Origin of the sequence: Flavobacterium sp. UGB4466, from assembly GCF_903469665.1 — a bacterium.
Classification (GTDB): Bacteria; Bacteroidota; Bacteroidia; order Flavobacteriales; family Flavobacteriaceae; genus Flavobacterium; species Flavobacterium lipolyticum.
The window spans coordinates 1-17153 of record NZ_CAGKLC010000052.1 but is presented as its reverse complement, the minus strand read 5'-3'; the positions used below and the strand labels follow the sequence as shown (position 1 = coordinate 17153).

Annotated in this window: 18 protein-coding genes; 2 read left to right on the top strand and 16 right to left on the bottom strand. The window is 36.9% G+C overall.

The window, feature by feature from the left end:
* Positions 1-22: 22 nt before the first annotated feature.
* From JO950_RS13395 to JO950_RS13320, 16 genes are all read right to left on the bottom strand, one after another.
* On the bottom strand, positions 23-325 hold the full coding sequence (locus tag JO950_RS13395; RefSeq protein ID WP_202703097.1) for a hypothetical protein: 303 nt from the start codon (positions 323-325) through the stop codon (positions 23-25).
* A gap of 5 nt (positions 326-330) precedes the next feature.
* Positions 331-1485, bottom strand: a complete 1155-nt coding sequence (locus JO950_RS13390) for a hypothetical protein (protein ID WP_202703096.1) — start codon at positions 1483-1485, stop codon at positions 331-333.
* A gap of 15 nt (positions 1486-1500) precedes the next feature.
* Complete coding sequence (gene traN, locus JO950_RS13385; RefSeq protein WP_202703095.1) at positions 1501-2364, bottom strand: conjugative transposon protein TraN; 864 nt, start codon at positions 2362-2364, stop codon at positions 1501-1503.
* 12 nt (positions 2365-2376) lie between these two features.
* The gene (gene traM / locus JO950_RS13380) at positions 2377-3666 is read right to left on the bottom strand and encodes a conjugative transposon protein TraM (RefSeq protein ID WP_202703094.1); all 1290 of its coding nucleotides are present in this window, start codon (positions 3664-3666) and stop codon (positions 2377-2379) included.
* A 262-nt stretch (positions 3667-3928) separates the two neighbouring features.
* On the bottom strand, positions 3929-4549 hold the full coding sequence (traK, locus tag JO950_RS13375) for a conjugative transposon protein TraK (RefSeq protein WP_202703093.1): 621 nt from the start codon (positions 4547-4549) through the stop codon (positions 3929-3931).
* A 12-nt stretch (positions 4550-4561) separates the two neighbouring features.
* A complete protein-coding gene (gene traJ, locus JO950_RS13370; protein ID WP_237732354.1) occupies positions 4562-5635 on the bottom strand; it encodes a conjugative transposon protein TraJ in 1074 nt (357 codons plus the stop codon).
* A gap of 141 nt (positions 5636-5776) precedes the next feature.
* On the bottom strand, positions 5777-6412 hold the full coding sequence (locus JO950_RS13365) for a TerB family tellurite resistance protein (RefSeq protein WP_202703110.1): 636 nt from the start codon (positions 6410-6412) through the stop codon (positions 5777-5779).
* A 10-nt stretch (positions 6413-6422) separates the two neighbouring features.
* Positions 6423-7037: a hypothetical protein gene (locus JO950_RS13360; RefSeq protein WP_202703091.1), complete on the bottom strand. Its 615-nt coding sequence runs from the start codon at positions 7035-7037 to the stop codon at positions 6423-6425.
* Positions 7038-7052: 15 nt separating this feature from the next.
* Complete coding sequence (locus JO950_RS13355) at positions 7053-7736, bottom strand: conjugal transfer protein TraI (protein ID WP_202703090.1); 684 nt, start codon at positions 7734-7736, stop codon at positions 7053-7055.
* 9 nt (positions 7737-7745) lie between these two features.
* Positions 7746-10217, bottom strand: coding sequence for a TraG family conjugative transposon ATPase (locus tag JO950_RS13350; protein ID WP_202703089.1), 2472 nt, complete (start codon positions 10215-10217; stop codon positions 7746-7748).
* A gap of 32 nt (positions 10218-10249) precedes the next feature.
* A complete protein-coding gene (locus tag JO950_RS13345) occupies positions 10250-10564 on the bottom strand; it encodes a DUF4133 domain-containing protein (protein WP_202703088.1) in 315 nt (104 codons plus the stop codon).
* Between the two features lie 12 nt (positions 10565-10576).
* Positions 10577-10861: a DUF4134 domain-containing protein gene (locus JO950_RS13340; RefSeq protein WP_223704658.1), complete on the bottom strand. Its 285-nt coding sequence runs from the start codon at positions 10859-10861 to the stop codon at positions 10577-10579.
* A gap of 179 nt (positions 10862-11040) precedes the next feature.
* Positions 11041-11502 (bottom strand): hypothetical protein, encoded by a 462-nt coding sequence (locus JO950_RS13335; protein WP_202703087.1) that lies wholly within the window; start codon positions 11500-11502, stop codon positions 11041-11043.
* A gap of 198 nt (positions 11503-11700) precedes the next feature.
* Complete coding sequence (locus JO950_RS13330) at positions 11701-12792, bottom strand: hypothetical protein (protein WP_202703086.1); 1092 nt, start codon at positions 12790-12792, stop codon at positions 11701-11703.
* Between the two features lie 158 nt (positions 12793-12950).
* Positions 12951-13820: an AraC family transcriptional regulator gene (locus JO950_RS13325; protein WP_202703085.1), complete on the bottom strand. Its 870-nt coding sequence runs from the start codon at positions 13818-13820 to the stop codon at positions 12951-12953.
* A gap of 334 nt (positions 13821-14154) precedes the next feature.
* Positions 14155-14760 carry a hypothetical protein gene (locus JO950_RS13320; protein WP_202703084.1) on the bottom strand — a complete coding sequence of 202 codons (606 nt, stop codon included), beginning with the start codon at positions 14758-14760 and terminating at the stop codon, positions 14155-14157.
* Between the two features lie 332 nt (positions 14761-15092).
* On the opposite strand from JO950_RS13320, the gene JO950_RS13315 reads away from it, so the two are divergent.
* Together JO950_RS13315 and JO950_RS13310 are read left to right on the top strand one after the other, a co-directional pair.
* A complete protein-coding gene (locus JO950_RS13315; RefSeq protein WP_202703083.1) occupies positions 15093-16766 on the top strand; it encodes a helix-turn-helix domain-containing protein in 1674 nt (557 codons plus the stop codon).
* 77 nt (positions 16767-16843) lie between these two features.
* The gene (locus tag JO950_RS13310) at positions 16844-17020 is read left to right on the top strand and encodes a histone H1 (RefSeq protein WP_042565375.1); all 177 of its coding nucleotides are present in this window, start codon (positions 16844-16846) and stop codon (positions 17018-17020) included.
* Positions 17021-17153 lie beyond the last annotated feature (133 nt).

The window sequence follows — 17153 nt, the reverse complement described above, 5'->3', positions numbered from 1 at the left end:
AAAATTATTAATTGCAGAATCTTTAGATGTCCGCGTCAGCTGAAAACAAAAAATATACTTCACTTCCACGATTTTTTTTAAAAGATGGTCTATACTTTATGTATCCATACTGATGAAGCTCTTGGACACATTTATGATACGTATTTGCTGAAGAAACTTTAGCAATAACAATAATCTCCGAGCTAAAGACAAAAATTGGATTAATAAAGCCCTTAACGGATCTAAATTGTAATAGAGCTGCATAAATGGCAATATGCATCGGACTAATCCGGTAATCATTCTCTATTGCGATGAAAAAATCCGATAAAGGCTTTAATTTTTCCATAACTTTTAAAGTGAAGGAGTTTTTCTTTTCTTTACTTTATTATCTTTCCTCCCTGAATCACCTTCATCAGAATCTAGATTTTTTTTTTGATCTTTAGATACTGATTCTTTTTGAGATTCAGCCTTTTTTTCTTCCTTGCTCTCTCGATGATTAATTCTTTGTAAATTTTCATCATAAACATTAACAGTCTTAAACTGGGGATTTGCCTCCACAAACATTTTACTTTCAGTACCGCCGACAACAAAAGTCGCCGACTGAAGGTTTCCTTTCTTTAGCGAATTCAAAAGGTCTTCTTTATACTTCGGAGTATTCAGTTCCTTGATTGAATGTTTTGCCAGACTTGCTTCCAGATCATACCCGTAGTTCTGATGGTATTGATTGAGTTTAAAATTTCCCTGAGAATCTGATTCTTTGAAGTTCATTTTTAACCAGCAATTGTAGCTCTCCCCTTCTTTATTTTTAAGATCTTTATTGACAGATCTGCCTTCCATCAAATTATAAGCCTCTTTCATTGTAATACTGGCGCTGTCTTTGTTGATGTAAAAGGTGTGTTCCAGACCAGGCTTGTTCTCTTCTTTCTGCAGATTGACGTGATAGGAATTAAAAAAATACATATCGGTCTGCTCAGACTTTTTGAAATTTAAATCTACAGTTAGGATATCGTTATTTGGAACACCATTGTTCATAATGCCGGTGTGCATGATTTTAAAATCCTGATCACCTTTCATCATTTTCTCTCTAAGTTCAGCATCAAACGTCTCTCCAAAACCAGTGTATTTCAGCTGGTCTTTCAGGAATTCAAAATTTTTCTGATTCATAATATTTGTCTTTAAGTTGTTATGTAATATTTCTTTATTCTCCCTAAACAGCTTGGCAAATCCAATAAGTTCAAAAGCTTCATTATCGGACGTATTAATTCCGCTCTCTAAAACTGCTCGTAAGTCATCAATAACTGATTCAACCGGCAGGCTCTGAAAATAATTAGCATCATTGGTCATAACCAGACAGTACTCCTTCGCATCCAATGGGTTTCTAAAAAACTCAATTGTGTCGGTATCAGTCACCTCATCGGTATTAAAGGCGGCAAATCGATGGCCGTTATAAGCCATTTCCTCAGCAAACGACAGCATCATTTCAGTGTCAGCTAAATTGATTATCATAATTTATTTTAAACCTTAAAAAGTGTCACTGCTTAATTCGGAAATCGGAAAAACCAGATTAGTCAGATTATTACTTATATCTACTTCCAAATTTCGCCCCCCGTTTTTTTCAATCATCTGAATGGTTAGATACTTATTCTCAGGTATAGTAAATTTCTCCAGCGCATAGACTTTTATTATTTCAGATTTATAAGGAATTACAGTAGATGACGAAGTTGTATACAAAGACTCCAATTCAATTTCCTGTGAGGCAGTTCGTTTTGACTTTCTCTTATCCCTGATAAAAAAACGAAACTGATCAATATCGTAGTTAATCTTTGATTTGTTTTCAAAAACAACTCGCAGATACAAAACATCCTGCTGGATAAAGATGCCGTTCACCTCCAGTCTGATCTGATACTTGGATTTTTTTAGACCACTGATTTTTTTCTTTTTGGAATATGCAGCCGAAGCACACTGTTCAATTCTTTTCTGATTTTCGTTTTCTAAAGAAAACAGCACATCCCTGCTTGCAGCCACTGCATTTTCAGCCTTAAAATTTAAGTCAGGGCACGTTTCATCATAATTCAGTACAAAAACGTACAATTTCCCGTCAGATGTTACGACTGTCAGATTGGTCTGGAAAAAATGTTGTTTAGCAGCTTTTACAAGTAGTATATTCTCAACTCCTTTTGCTTTTTGTACAAGCACTTCTGCGCTTCCTTTATCTATGCTCTTGATTGTATAAGGAAAAATAATGCTCGTGGTTTTAGAAAAACCTACTTGTAGATTTTTATACTGGTCTTCGTAAAAGGCAGTTTCCTTTGCGTTTGACTGTGGATTAACTGAAACACAAACTAACAGCAAGCTGATTAAAAACAAATAATTCGCTCTTTTCATATTTTCTCTCTTTTAAGGTTTTAAATTCTTTTGCTTTTCATCATACAGCAGCACCTGATACCCCGCCTTTACAACCACTTTTATTAGTTTTACCTTTTTGCTCATAAGACTTTTGGCTGCCTCGATGCCCATACCAGCGGCCTGTGCTCCCCATGAATCCGAAATCCCGGTAAGACCTAGAGTCTGAATGGATCTGTCCGCTGATGCTTTAGCCACATCCCTGTTAATGGTTCCGGGAATATAGATGCCGTCAATCCCGTCCATATCATAGACAGCCAGCTCGACGGGAAATATCGAATTATTGTACTGGATGTTTGTGATTTTTACCTCGAGCCTCTCTCCTTTTAAAGCCGCCATACCGTACAGAAAAGTATTTCTGGGTATAATTGTTCCTTGAAGAAAAATATCATTCGTAAGTCTTAATTTAACCACCGAGCCATTGACAATAGTCTGCGTCTGATGCACAACTGCTTCAATAGAATTTTGTATTTCCTCAGCAGGCTGTGCTTCGTCCAGTGAATAAAATTCATTTGTTTTCAAAGAGGTCTGCCAATCGACATTTCGCTGAAGTGAGCTTATGTTATTCTCTGCTTCTTTTTTCTGAACTGAATATATTTTGCCTTTTTTGCTCTCAGATGTTTGTTTAAGTCTATCCTGCACGCGCTGCGGATGCTGTATATCCAAAATATTTTCCAGCATACCGCCTAACTGCTGAAGTTCCGGATCAGGTTCCTGCTGTGCGCTCATGGCTGACATAAGACCTTCGAGTTTTCTAATTTCTTCAGATTCTCCACGAGATGTGCCGTAATTCTCAAATTCCCTCATATCCTGACCGTAAGTCGGGGCAGCAGGCTGGCTGATTACTTTTTCAAGAGCCCTGAGCTTCTCATAAACTTTCTGTTCATTACGGTCATGAAAAGACTGAGAATTAAAAGCCGATCTGTTTTTTGGAAGCATCCGAGATTCAAAATCACTTGTGGAAAAAGAATCTGCTTTATCTTCCGAGACTTTATTATCAATATAGTTAGGATCTTTTTTTATCTGCTCTCGCAGTTTTATCGAATCAACTGCCGCCTGATCGTAATAGCTCATCTTATCCAGTGCTGAATCTTCTTTAAATTTAGGCAGTGGCAGATTAAAATTGAATCCTTTCTTTTCATCGTTCCCTGCCATCTTGGATTCCATTCTTCCGCCGCCTAATGAATAAAATAAGAATGTCAGAAATGGAAATGTTATAAGAGGCAGCATTAAAAGCATCTTTCTCTTTTTAGACTCCTTTGGAGATAATGTTTTCTCTTGCATAATTTTATTTTTTCAAGTTGATTGTCTTAATTTTTGAAGTTGTTGAAACCTCAGCTTCTTTATAAAATGTACTATATAGGTTATAGATTAAATAACCCGATGTCAAAACCGTAAAGAACAGAAGTCCCCAGATAAGTTTTGTTTTAGAGAGCCCATCTGTGACTCTCTTCATTTTTTCTGCCCATCTTTTCTGCAATAGCAGATAATACTTGTGATACACAAAAGGCTCAGTCTGCCTTGTAAAAAAGGATTTCATAAATCTCTATTTTCTGGTTTCTGCGGAAATATCTTTGTTTTCAATCGTATTAAACCGCTCGATAAGAAAACCATGCGGATTATTATCGCTTCTTGATACATTGCGAAGCGCACCTTCTGTAAGTAGGCTTCTTTTCAAAATACTGGTAGTACGGATAATGTTCTGTCTGGCATAACATCTAAAACGGTAGGGATATTCACGGATATCAATGCTCACACTGTCAATCTGGATGGTCTGGCTGATATTTCCTGATATAATACCCGAATAAAAATTGTTTTCCTTCAGGTCATCATAAATCCGTTTTGCACTGTCGTCTGCCAGATATAGCGCTTTTGTAATATTGGTTTTAATGACCTTATCGTCAGGATCAAGGGTAAAGAAAAACTTGTGAAAGGTTGTCACATGGTCCCTTGCTTCAACAGCAATATTATCTTTTCTTTCCGAAGCGTAAGCTTCCAGCGCTTTGCCGTTTGCCAGAATATATACTTTATCCTGCATAAGGCTCACTGTCTGGAAACTTTTATAGACAGCATAGCAGCTTATTATGATGCAACCTGCAATTACAAGCATCGTGAAGCCTCTCACATATCTAAATGCCGTATCAATATTTTTCATTTTGGTAAACATATGCTCCTGTTATTAAGTCTGTTTAGAATTCCCCTTAAGCCTGTCATTCATATAGTTTCCTTTATCAGTAAAATAAGGACTGCTTCCTGCTGTCGCAGCCATGCTGCTGGTCATTCTCCGATCCGCATCTCCCATCGCATCAGCAGTCATTCCAACCGCATTTGAAGAGGTTCTCACAACAGAACTAGCTGAATTGCCAAACATACTTGTCACTTTATGACCCAAGGCTCCTCCTCCGCCTGCATGAACTATATAATTGGCAACAGAAGGCACGGTAAAATATCCTATGATACCTATTATCATGAAAATTAAATATGACATATCGGTCCTGCTGAAAAAAGTGTCACCTGTTGCCTGCACCTGTGAGAGATCCAGCTTGAGCATGAGTTCCTGAATCTTTCCGATTATGCTTCCGAATATATTGGCCACGGGAAGCCACAGGTAAATATTGATATATCGGGCAAGCCATACAGTGAGCGTGTGCTGGAAACCGTCAAATACCGCTATTCCAAATACCAGCGGCCCTAAAATGGAAAGTACCACGAGCTGAAATGTCCGAAGGGTGTCAATGCATAAGGCGGCAGCTTCAAACAAAACCCTCAACACCTCGCTCAGCCATTCCTTAACCGAATTTCGAAAACTGTAAGAAGCTTTTTCCATGGCAAATTTGACATCATTGCCTATGCCTGCGAGCATGCTCTCATCCGATGGATCAGCACCGTCATGCGTATACTTATACCATCTGTCGCGATCACCCGTACCAGCAGCCCCTACATACATCTTCCATGGATCGGTTTCTTTAATTGCTTTTTCTTTCTCTTTAAGCAGAACAGCAACTGCATTGTTAGAGCCTGTTACCATAGCAGCAGTAGCCGTAACAGTTGGTTTCATAACTCCGTTAATAAGTGCCAGAACCGACGGAAAAATCATAATGCAGAATCCTATAACAAAGGGACGGAAGAGCGGATAAAAGTCAATGGGCTCGGCACTTGCTATATGCCTCCACACCCGTGAGGCGATGTACCATATAGTTCCAAAGCCTGCTATTCCCTGCCCTACAGCAATTAGGTTAGAACACAAAGGCATCATTTGATCATAAAGCTGGTCTAAAACCCCATGAAGACTACTCATATCATCACCAAGTCCCTGCGCCATGATCCTGAATGGAAAAACTAATGCCATAAGCACCGCTGATACTACTTTTTTATTTAATAACATCTTCATTAGTTAGTTTTTAATTGCCTGTAATCCTCTTGACGCGTAAACATCATTTTTCTCCCTTGCCCGCTGAAGAGCCAGCACGTTCGACGTGGTATTAAAGTTTCTTAAGAAAAGCAGTTTATCCTGCATCTGCTCATAGATATCGTCAACTGCCTTTAGTCTTTCGTCGTCCGACATCCTGAGCTTATCAGCTGTTATGATCATCGTAAGTTCATCGAGATTTCGCAGGCTCTGATTAAGCAGGTTTCCGTACACTTTCTCAAAGTAATTTATTTCCTGTCCGCTGAAATTTCCGTTTTTTATAAATCGGTTCATTCCGTTGCGGCTTTCCTTGACTATTGAAATCTGATATTCCACTATCTCTCCTACCCTTTTATAATTCCTCACCGCTGGACTTACCTGCATAAGAGCATCTAGAAAAGTTTTATGCAGACTGAAGTTTCCTTCAGTCATATCTTTCACCGTTTTGTATCCTCCAGAAAGCAGCTCATATCCCTTTTTCATGTCACTAAGAATTTTCTTGAACTGGGATAGCTTTTCGATATTCAAAATCAGCTGCTGAATTTCTGCTGACTGCGCTATTGATTTATCTGGAGTCAGAAATAGGCAGATAACTGCCATAAACAATAATATCTTTTTCATCATTGCAAGTTTATAATCCGTACAATTCACTTAATCCTTTAGAATCCTCTTTGTCGGCAGTTCTTGAAATCGACAGCAGTCTGGCTTCATTGCTGAAAGAAAGACAGAAATTATAATCCTCCAGCATAGTTTTGTGCAGCAGATCAATGCGCTCAAGTCTCTGGTCATCTTTTAGTTCCAATTCTGCATCAGTAGTAATAACCAGCAGCCGGTCGAGAGTCTGGTTGCAGCTCCAAAGCAGCTTTTCGAAAGACCTTTCAATGTAGTCCAGTTCATTACCATGAAACAAATCAGCAGTTTTAAGATCTGCCAAAGTCTTTCTACAGAGTTTCATTATTTTAAACTGCATGGAAATGATCTCAGCAATTTTATAATAATTCCTAACCTTTGGATTGATTTTTAAAAGTGAGGTAAAATAATCACCGTGCAGGTTTAGCTCTCCTTTTCTGGCATCACCTATGAAATTAAGCCCCTTTGATACTGCCGAATATCCTTTCTTTGCATAGTCAATATAAACCTGAAGTGCCGCTATTTGAAGGATTAGTTCCTTCCTCTGCTTTGCCTGCCCGCTCATACTTTGATTAAAAACACAGAGCGCTACTAGTAGTACAGCTATCTTTTTCATGTTTTTTTTATTGAATTATGGAATTCCGTAAAATTGTTTCACTTGGTTTACATCTGCTTCTGTTTTGGCCCTCTGAAGACTCAGCAGTATGTTCTGCTGGTTAAACATTGTAAGGTCGTCGTAGTTCCCATCAATCTGATCAGCAGCCTTGTTGATGATTTCAAGACGTTTGAGATCGCTCATCTGGGTGGCAAAAGAATCCAGAATCAAAAAAATCTGGTCGATATTCTTCACACTTTCCTCAAGTATTCCTGTATAAACGCGCTCCATATACTGGATTTCGCTGTCTTTAAAATGGGTATCCTGCTTAAAAAGATTCCAGGCTCTTTCATATTCCTGAACAAGCTGTGTCTGCTTTTTGGTAATCTCTCTTATCCTCTGATAGTAGGTAATAATTGACTTTACTTTTGCGAGTTCGTCATAGTAGCCTTTGTAAAGATCTTTCTGTTTTTGAGTCCAGTCCGAGATCTCATTGAGCTTCAATTTGGAAAGTACATTTTCCACCTGCTTCTGTGCATTCTGAAGCCAGATCGTTTTATTCTGTAGCCGCTGGATTCTCAGGTCAATGGCTTTAATCACCTTTTTCGTAACAGCTTTTACAATTTCCAGTATCGGCAATACCGCAACTTTTTCAGCAGGTCTTGCCGAGGTGCTTACCAGCAGCAGGCAGACTAAACCGACAATTAATTTCTTTTTCATTTTTCCTTTTCATTTAATTCCATTTCTCATATCCTGAGCCATTGCGGCTATTCCTTTCTTTATGTCCCCGCCAAACTTGTTTGCATAGGCATTCATTTTCACTTTCTCGCTTTCCTCTGTTGTATAAGCTAAGTATTCCTCCAACGAAACTTCGGTTCTATAGACCTTTGAAAGCATCCCTCCCAGAGAGATAAACACTTCTTTGTATTTCCTAGCTGGATCATTGGCTTTATTTACAGAAAGTACAAGTGCCTTTTCTTTGTCTGTCAGTCCCAGCAGCTCCTGAATCTGGTCAAACTTATTCTGATATTTGCTCTGGTCCAGAAGGATCTTGCAGTCGCTGTTGTTGATAATAGCCTGCTTGACCACTGGTGAAGAAATAATATCCTCTACCTCCTGAGTTACCACTATTGCTTCTCCGAAAAATTTACGCACAGTCTTAAAAAGATACTTTATGTAATCTGCAAAACCCTCCTTCATCAATGCTTTCCATGCTTCCTCAATAAGTATCATTTTTCGGATACCCTTAAGTTTTCTCATCTTGTTTATAAAAACTTCCATTATTATGATGGTCACTACTGAAAAAAGAATCGGATGGTCTTTGATATTATCCAGCTCGAAGACAATAAACCTTTCTTTTAGAAGATCCAGATTTTCTGTCGCGTTCAGCAGATAATCAAACTCGCCTCCCTTGTAATAAGGCCTGAGTACATAGAGAAAATTATTCACGTCAAAGTCCTTCTCCTTTACTTTATCGCCTTCCAAAATTGAGATAAAATCCTCTTTCAGAAAATCATAGAAGCTATTGAAACAGGGAAATATATTTCTGTTAACATCCAATTTCTCGTAATACAGCTGCAGCGCATTTGAGAGTGCTACATACTCGCTCCGGTTAAAGGTTTCGTCGTCTTTTTTCCAGAGTGCCAGCAGAAGCGTTTTAATGCTCTCTTTTTTCTCCGTATCCAGACTGTCTCCTTCTGAAATATAAAATGGGTTAAAACGGATAGGATTCTTTTCATCGTAAGTGAAATAATACCCGTTTACCATATCGCAGAGCCCTTTATAGCTGTGCCCAACATCCACCAGTACAATATGCGTTCCCTGCTCGTAATAGCTTCTCACCATATGATTGGTAAAAAAGGACTTGCCGCTGCCCGAAGGTCCCAATATAAACTTATTGCGATTGGTGCAGATTCCCATCTTAACAGGCTCATCGCTGATATCAACATGAACTGGTTTTCCTGTCAGCCTGTCTCCCAGCCTAATACCGCAGGGACTCAGCGAAGATTTATATCCCGTTTCCATATTCAGAAAGCATACGGCCTGTTCGGTAAAGGTGTCGAAGGTGTCATTCATGGGAAAGTCCGCAGCATTTCCCGAAATTCCAGCCCAATAGATCTGAGGAGCTCCGACAGTTTCCTGCTTGGCAGCCGCATCCATCTGTGCAAGAGCTGATGACACCTTGTTTTTAATCTCTTTTAGTTCTTCCCTATCAGTGCTCCAGGCCAGTATATTAAAGTGAGCTTTAACCGGAAGCCTCTGCTGTGATACTGCCTCGTTCAGGAAATCATTCGTCGCATCCCTGGCAATCATATTCTCCCGGCTGTAGGCAGAGAGTGACTGCAGCCTGAGTCGCTTGCTTTCCAGCTTTTGAATGGTTTTCTGTGCGTCTTCAATGAAGATATACTGATTATAAATATGATTACAGGATAAAAGTTGACCAAGAGTTGAAGCAAAACCAATGCTGAATTTGGTCTTATCGGTCGAATAGCGGTCAAAATTAATTCTTGATCCGCATAATCCGGGCAGATCAGCTGCATCACCAAGTGTAAACAATTGGCAGCGTTTATCCCCTACTGCTAATCCTTCGTCAAACCTGATATCCTTAAAAACAAATGAATCTTCACGTTCTGACAAAAAACAGTACTTTTCCACCAGCCCGATTCTTCTGCTCTCGCTTCTAAGCGATTCATTTTGCAGACGCGCCAGCTTTATAAATCCGCTGTCTTCCATAATTCTCTTAAACTGGCCACAGGTATCTTCAAAATCCTGCAAAAGCTGCGGTTTTAATGTTTCCTCTGGAACTATGGAACTTCTAAGCAGATTAGAAAACAATGAGGTTGCATTTCTTCTTCCCGCTGGTTTCTTGGTCAGCATGATATAGCAGGAATGATCCAGAAAGGGTCTCTCATTAAAGAAACGCTCGCTGCTTCTGGTCAGAAAACTGCTGTCTTCACTTGAAAAATTAGCTTTATAAGCACTTTCTAAGAACCAGTCCTGTTTATGAAAAACACAAAACTTAGGTAGCACCTTTAACGCCTTTATCCACGATTGGTGGAAAGCTTCATACTCCTGGTCTGACAGCGTAAAAATTTCAGGCAGTTCTGCCTTAAAAACTATAGTTACATCGCCCTGTTTTGACAAAATACAATCATGTTCCACTGCCATAACAGGCAGCAGATCTTCCATCCTCTTCTCCATTCTTTCTCCATTATATCATTAACGCTCTGTAGCTACATCTTTATAAAAACCTCTCTGCTACAGACTTTAATCCACTTTGGAATCTGTTTTTTAGCCAGAGCCTTCATCATGCCGTATTCTCCGTAGGTATTACTCATTCTGTATATTTTAAAAACTAGAAAACCTCCCGCCGTTCCAATAAAACCAATACATATCAAGGAAGGAATTCCAATTATATACAGGGCAGCAAATAGAATCATAAGACCTACGACACCTCCGCCCAAATACCAGATGTACTGCGCTTTAAGTCCCTTAAATTCTATACTCTGATTGATTCCTTTATTGATAGAATAAACACTGTTACTCATCTTATCTATCGTTTAAACCCCGAAAAAGGATTTAATGACAGTAGCTACCACCACCAGAAACACACAGCTTCCAAACCAGGCTGCCGCCACTTTTCCGGTATCAGGATCTCCGGCATTCCATTTCTGGTATACTTTTACTGCCCCGATCAGCCCGAGGATCGCTCCTACTGCATACATTAATTCAGTGCCGGCATCAAAGTAACTTCTCACTTTCTGGTTGGCTTCATTAATGCCCGCCACACCATCCTGGCTGTAAATAACATTACTAACCAGAATCATCAGGAGCGACGATCCCATAGCTCTAAATCTTCTAAAAAGACTTTTTAATTTCCATCTGCATTTTTTCATCACAAATCATTTTTAAAGTTATTCTTTAATAAAAAGAAGAGGAATACCGCCGTTGCTGCTCTATTTTTCCTGTCACATAAAGCCATACCGCACCAGAGAGAACGGGGAATATTCCTCCTCTGAATTTTTTAAAATACCGGTCCTTCCCAAAGACTGTCTGCCTCACTGAGCGTTAAAAGCAGATCGGGGTGCTTTTGAGATTCAAAGACCATTTGTTGGTTAATGTTTTCTCTGAGGGAGGAAATTTTGACATAAGGATATTCATCCAGAAGCATTCGCAGGTAGTTTTGAAACTGCTGTTTTGTTAGTCGTTTTTCTGCACTTTCTTTAACTGCTTCTTTAATACGGCGCGATAGATTTTCCGCATCTTCCAGGGTATCAAAAGATTTCGGAAATGAATCGGATATCGATTTTATTTCCTGTAAATTTTTAGAAGTTTTTTTTAGAAATGGTATTTGCAGTTTCTTTTCACCTGATAAGATTTTTTTTAAATCACTACTGTGAAATTTCAGTAAGATTATTAGATACCAGAAAATTATAGCAATACCAGCCGCGGTCAGATAACTGCCCCATGAAATATTTGTAAACATAGCTCCTCATTTTATCGTTCAACATTTTATCCTCCTCTATGAAAATCACCATCCGTTAAATTTTGATGGGATTTATTCTACAGGTCAAAGGAACGATAAGAATAAATTTTCTACAAGTACAACTTTTCTGTACCCTTTTTGTACCCTTTCAAAATGCCCGAATTTAAAGGGTTGTCAGATTACACGAGACAATAAAATCTAGTACGTTTTTATCTTACGGATTATTTTTTCAAGACTTTCAATCGCAATTTCCTTATCACGCTCTTCTGCATTATATGACTTGCTTCTCACTGACTGGTAAGAAAGATTTCTTTTTACGGGAGTAGAAAGATAAGGTACTATACTTTTAAATATGTAATTCATAGACTTAGCTTTAATAATTCTCGCCTCATCTGTAGCCCTTAAAATAAGTCCAATCTGATCTCCTGAAAGTATACATTCAAGTTTTGAATCTGCCTTCTCCACAAATTCACTCCCGACAGAACCATCAATCTGTTCCTGTATTAGAATTGCAGCCTTCTTTTCAGCAAATCTGATTTCGCTGGAGAACCAGTATTCCAAAAATGAGATAAGATTCTGTTGAGATGGATTAAAGGTTAATTTTAAATCTGCGTTTATTTTAGACAGTTTCTTGCAGAAGTATAGCAGCTTTTCAAGTCTTTCAGATAAATTCTCAAAACCTTCTAAATACCTGCCTATTCTATTAACCAGTCTCTCGGTATATTCTCTGGAATTAAAATTCATTCTTATAAGCATAAGATCAAGATTTGAAAAACCTTCAGATTCCGTAACTTGATCGTTCAATTTTTCAAGTTCCATGATTATCTCTCGATAATACAAAATCTGGCGATAGGTATACTTGCTCTTTCTGCTGTTTTGAAGTGGCGCAGCAAGAAGATCGACAACAAACTCCAATTCTAAATCATTCTCCCCAGTATTTTCTTTTTTTTTAATCAGATTCTTTAAAACCTCGAGTGCTTCTTTTTTCCAAATTGAAAAATAGCTGTAGGACACCCTTTGGTCCAAACTCATAAAGGACGAATATCTGATTTCTACAAATGACAGCAAATCGTCCAGGGAACTAACGATCAGGTCAAATATTCTAAAAAATTCAGGAGAATTGAATTTTTCGATCATTTTTATTTCTACTACCTTATCTATTAAAAAAACCAATGAAGAATGATATTTTCTTATAAGAAGTCTAATCTGCCTTTTACTTTTCAGCTCGAAAAAAGAATCTTTAATATGAATTTTAATTTTTTTTGATTCAGATACTATTGCTTTACTCAAATTCTCCAATTCATATTCCGATATTTTTACAAAAGAATTATCAGCATCAAATGAATTTATAATCAACGAATCAAACCATTCCAAAGGATACATTTTAATCATCGTCTTATCGTTTTAATTAAACAATCTCTGGCAGAATAAGGAGCTATCTTGGCAGCTTACTTTTTATTAGAACGAAATTCGGTTGGCAGCATACCGGTATGTTTTTTAAAAAATACGCCAAAGTTTTCAGCGCTGCTGAATTCTAATTCATCGGCAATATTAGCCACGGAATAGCTTGAGTCCGTAAGAAGATTTTTCGAAACATTAACAAGAGCTTCAATTATAAATGCTTTCGCTGTTTTACCTGTGCTTTCTTTTACCATCTTATTCAAATGTCCTGGAGTGACAAATAACGCTCCTGCATAAAACTGAACATGATGCTGTTTTCTTAAATGTATTGATAATAGGGTCAGGAATTGTATTACAATGCTCTCCCTTCTTGAAAAGTCAAGATTTAAGTCGGGTTTATATTTCGAATGTATAAACTTGAGTTCATATATAAATAAATTAAAGCATATCCGGCGCAGCTTAGTAATTACTTCCGGTTTGTCATTGCTGTTCTGCAATACATACATTAATTTATAAATAAGTGATAAAACTTTAAAATCCGTTTCCTGAAGACTAATCTTTCGATCTGATTTTAACATTAGAAAACTAAAAGCATCCGAAAGCTCTTTCTCATAACAATTATTAAATGCAAAATCAAAATTTGTCCTTACAAGATAAAGCTGGATATTATCCGTCGCTTCAAGTCTTGTGCAAATGGAATTAAATGGGATTACCAGTAAATCTTTCCGATTAACTATATTAGTTTCGTCATGAAATCTGATATTCATTTTACCACTTGTGATTAAAAGCACTGAAAAATTTGAAACGGAAAATGGGACTGGTACAGTATTTTTTTTCCTATAGTCTGTAATGTATACTACATCAATACCATCATTTTCAATGCTTTTAATCTCAGTATTTAAGATTTCTCTAATCATTTTTGTTCTTTTAGTTTAGATCTCCTTTAGATTTCATTCTTGAAAAAATATTCCATCCATGTAAAAAACTGGAAATATAAATTAGACAAACAGCAGACGTATAAAATATACGCTGTTAATCTCGGACTCTCAATTATATTGTCCTCGTAAAGTACGTACTGAACCAGCTGATCAGCAGCAAAAAGCTTCATTATAAAATAAAGGCTGCAAAGATTAAAAAGGAACAAAAAAATATAAAACAAAGCTCTCTTTTTCATAAATCAGAAAGATTAGAAAATTATTAATCAACTATATTAGTAGGAAGTAATTCAACTTCAATTACGTCATTACATCATTAAGGCCTGATACTCTTACTGGTGGTGGATGTCTCCCAATCTCTGTCTTTTCTGTCCTTTTCACTAAATAAAACTGCTTCCGAAATTGAGGAAATAGATAAGATGGATTCCTTTTCATCTGTTAGAAGTGTTGAATCCTGTCTTTTTGAAATCTCGTATTGAATTATAAAATCATCCACGATCTGGTACTGCTGGCCGCGAAGATTTCCGAGATTAACGATATACCCCTTCAAATCAAATTTCAATGATGATCCCAGTGTACTTTCATCAACAATTATAAATAATGTTGAGACAGGATCCTCCGTAGAAGAAATTGTATCTAAAGCAGAACTGCTTTTCTCAAAAGTCTTTAGTTCATTTCGCCCAGATTGGGCTTTTAATACTGAAATGATTTTTTCTTTTAATTGGGCAGGAACTAGAAGTACGTAATCTCCCGCCGGAACTTCCTTAAAGTTTTCCTCTAAAGCAGACCCATTTTTAAAATCTGCAGTTTTCTCTTTGTTGATTGCTTGGCTGGAAACCAATCTTAAATCAGAATTGTCAAAATCGTCATTTGAACATGAACCTAAAAAAACAATTAAACCAGTTAATAATAAATTTTTCATAATGTAAAATGGTTTGGTTAATTGAGAACTTGTCTCAGTCCATTTTACCCGGGCCAGCAGAACTTTTGCTCAGTACTTTACTGAATCCTTTGCTGTTGAATTCAAGGCAAATCTAAATTGCAAAAAATCATAAATCAAGAGCATGTATGTGGATTTTCGGAAAATCCACTATCGATTTCCATGAAATCAACAAAGTATTTTTCTTACATTAAATATTGAAATTCAAATAATTAAAGTATTTTTGAAAGTTGCTCTATAACGACCTCTACATTTTTTTTTATTAATCTGATTTATGCTTTTATCAGAGCATAAACTCAAAATTTCTATGTCTTATGAAATGTAATTTACCAGTACTGTTGCTTTTATTTCTAATTAAATCTTTAAATGCCCAGAATACTCCCAACAGAATTCCTGATTCCCTTATTTTTAAAAGTTATGGATATCTGGATGATAAAATTTATCAATACAAAAATGACAGCCTGAAAGCATCTCCATATTTATATGCCTATTTAAGAAAAGCCCGCAGGGAAAAGAATCATGAAGAGTTAGTTAATGCATATCAAAATATGCTGCATCAGTCACCTATGATTCTCCGTTTAAAATACGCTGACAGCATGGTGCAGACAGCTGTAAAGTCAAGAAGTAATGAACTGATCGGATCTGCTCAGCTATCCAAAGGAATAGTCTATTACAGCCAAAAAAACTATGTAAAAGCATATGATTGTTATATAACTGCAAATGAAAACATTTCCAAAACTGATAATGATTACCTGATCTATAAAACCAAATATCATATTGCCCAGATTAAATTTTACCTCGGATTTTATGATGAAGCCATTTCTCTTTTTAATGACTGCATTGAATATTTTAAAAAAAATCAGCCCCGCCCCTATTTAAATTCACTTCATTCACTTAGTGTTTGTTACAACAAGATTGGAGATTACAGTAAATGCTCCGAAACTAATGCTTTGGGAATTAAAGAATGTGAGCGCCTTAAGATTCCCGAGATGGAATTATTTTTTAAGCACTCCGAAGGAATCAACCAGTTCTTTCTAAATAATTATCACACCTCTATTCAATTGCTTCAGGAAGTCATGCCGCATTTAAACAGCATGACAGAGTTTGCAAATGAATCAATTGCCAATTTTTACATTGGAAAAAACTATTGGAAACTACAGCGTCAGGCAAAAGCAGTTCCTTACTTTAAAAAGGTGGAAAAAGTATTTATTGAGAAAGGTTACATTCGTCCGGATTTAAGAGAAGTTTTTGAATTAATGATTAAATATTACAAGAAAGAAAATAACCTGAAATCCCAGTTGTATTATATAGACCAGCTTTTAAAAGCAGATTCTATATTAACAGATACCAATAAGTACCTAATGGGCAAAATTCACAAGGAATATGATACGAAGGAAATTCTGCTGGAAAAAGAAAAAATACAGCAGCAACTTGTAAAAGAGAAATATTATGACGTTATTTTGATAAGCGTGGTTGTCGTTCTATTCTCCGCTGTCATTTATGGGACCTATAACCACTTTGAAACTAAAAAGCGAAATAAGATCAAATTTGATCTGCTTCTGGAAAAAAATGAAAAGAGCACCTTCCAGAAACAGTCACCCGATAAATTCGAAATAACTGATATCTCGCAGGAGACTGTACAGCAAATAATAAAACACCTTGAAAAATTTGAAAGGGATAAAAAATTCCTGCACAAAGAGGCAACATTAGCCACTTTAACTGTACGGTTTAATACTAACAGCAAATACCTTTCAAAAGTGATATACCATCGCAGCGGCAAGCGTTTTGCTGATTATATCAATGACCTAAAAATTGATTATTTGGTGGAACTGCTCCGAAACTCAAGCATGCATAGAAATTACTCGATAGGCTCCCTTGCTGAGGAAGCAGGTTTTACTTCCACTCCCCGATTCACCAATGCATTTCACTCTAAAACGGGAATTTCGGTCAGTTATTTCCTTAAAGAATTGAAAAAAGAGAATTCATGAAAATATTTTGCTAGCAATACCGTTTTCAATTAATGCAAAATTTTACTTTTGCTCACTTAAACAAAAAAAATCGTATTATGAAAGACCTTGTTGCAAAAATCAACGCCGAAATCGAAACGTTTAAAACAGAATCTGAAGCTGTAGCTGAAAAAGGAGTTAAAGCTGCCGGGGCCAGAGCACGTAAATCATCTTTGGAAATTGAAAAACTTTTAAAAGAGTTTAGAAAAGTTTCTATTGAAGAATCTAAAAAATAATTCATTCTTACTTTACTTTTTAAAGGCTTTCAAATTCCTGAAGGCCTTTTTTATTTTTCAAGTCAGTGTAAAATTGTAAACAAAACTTTTTATTACGAGCTATAGCAAACGTTTAAACAATTCCGTCGAAATA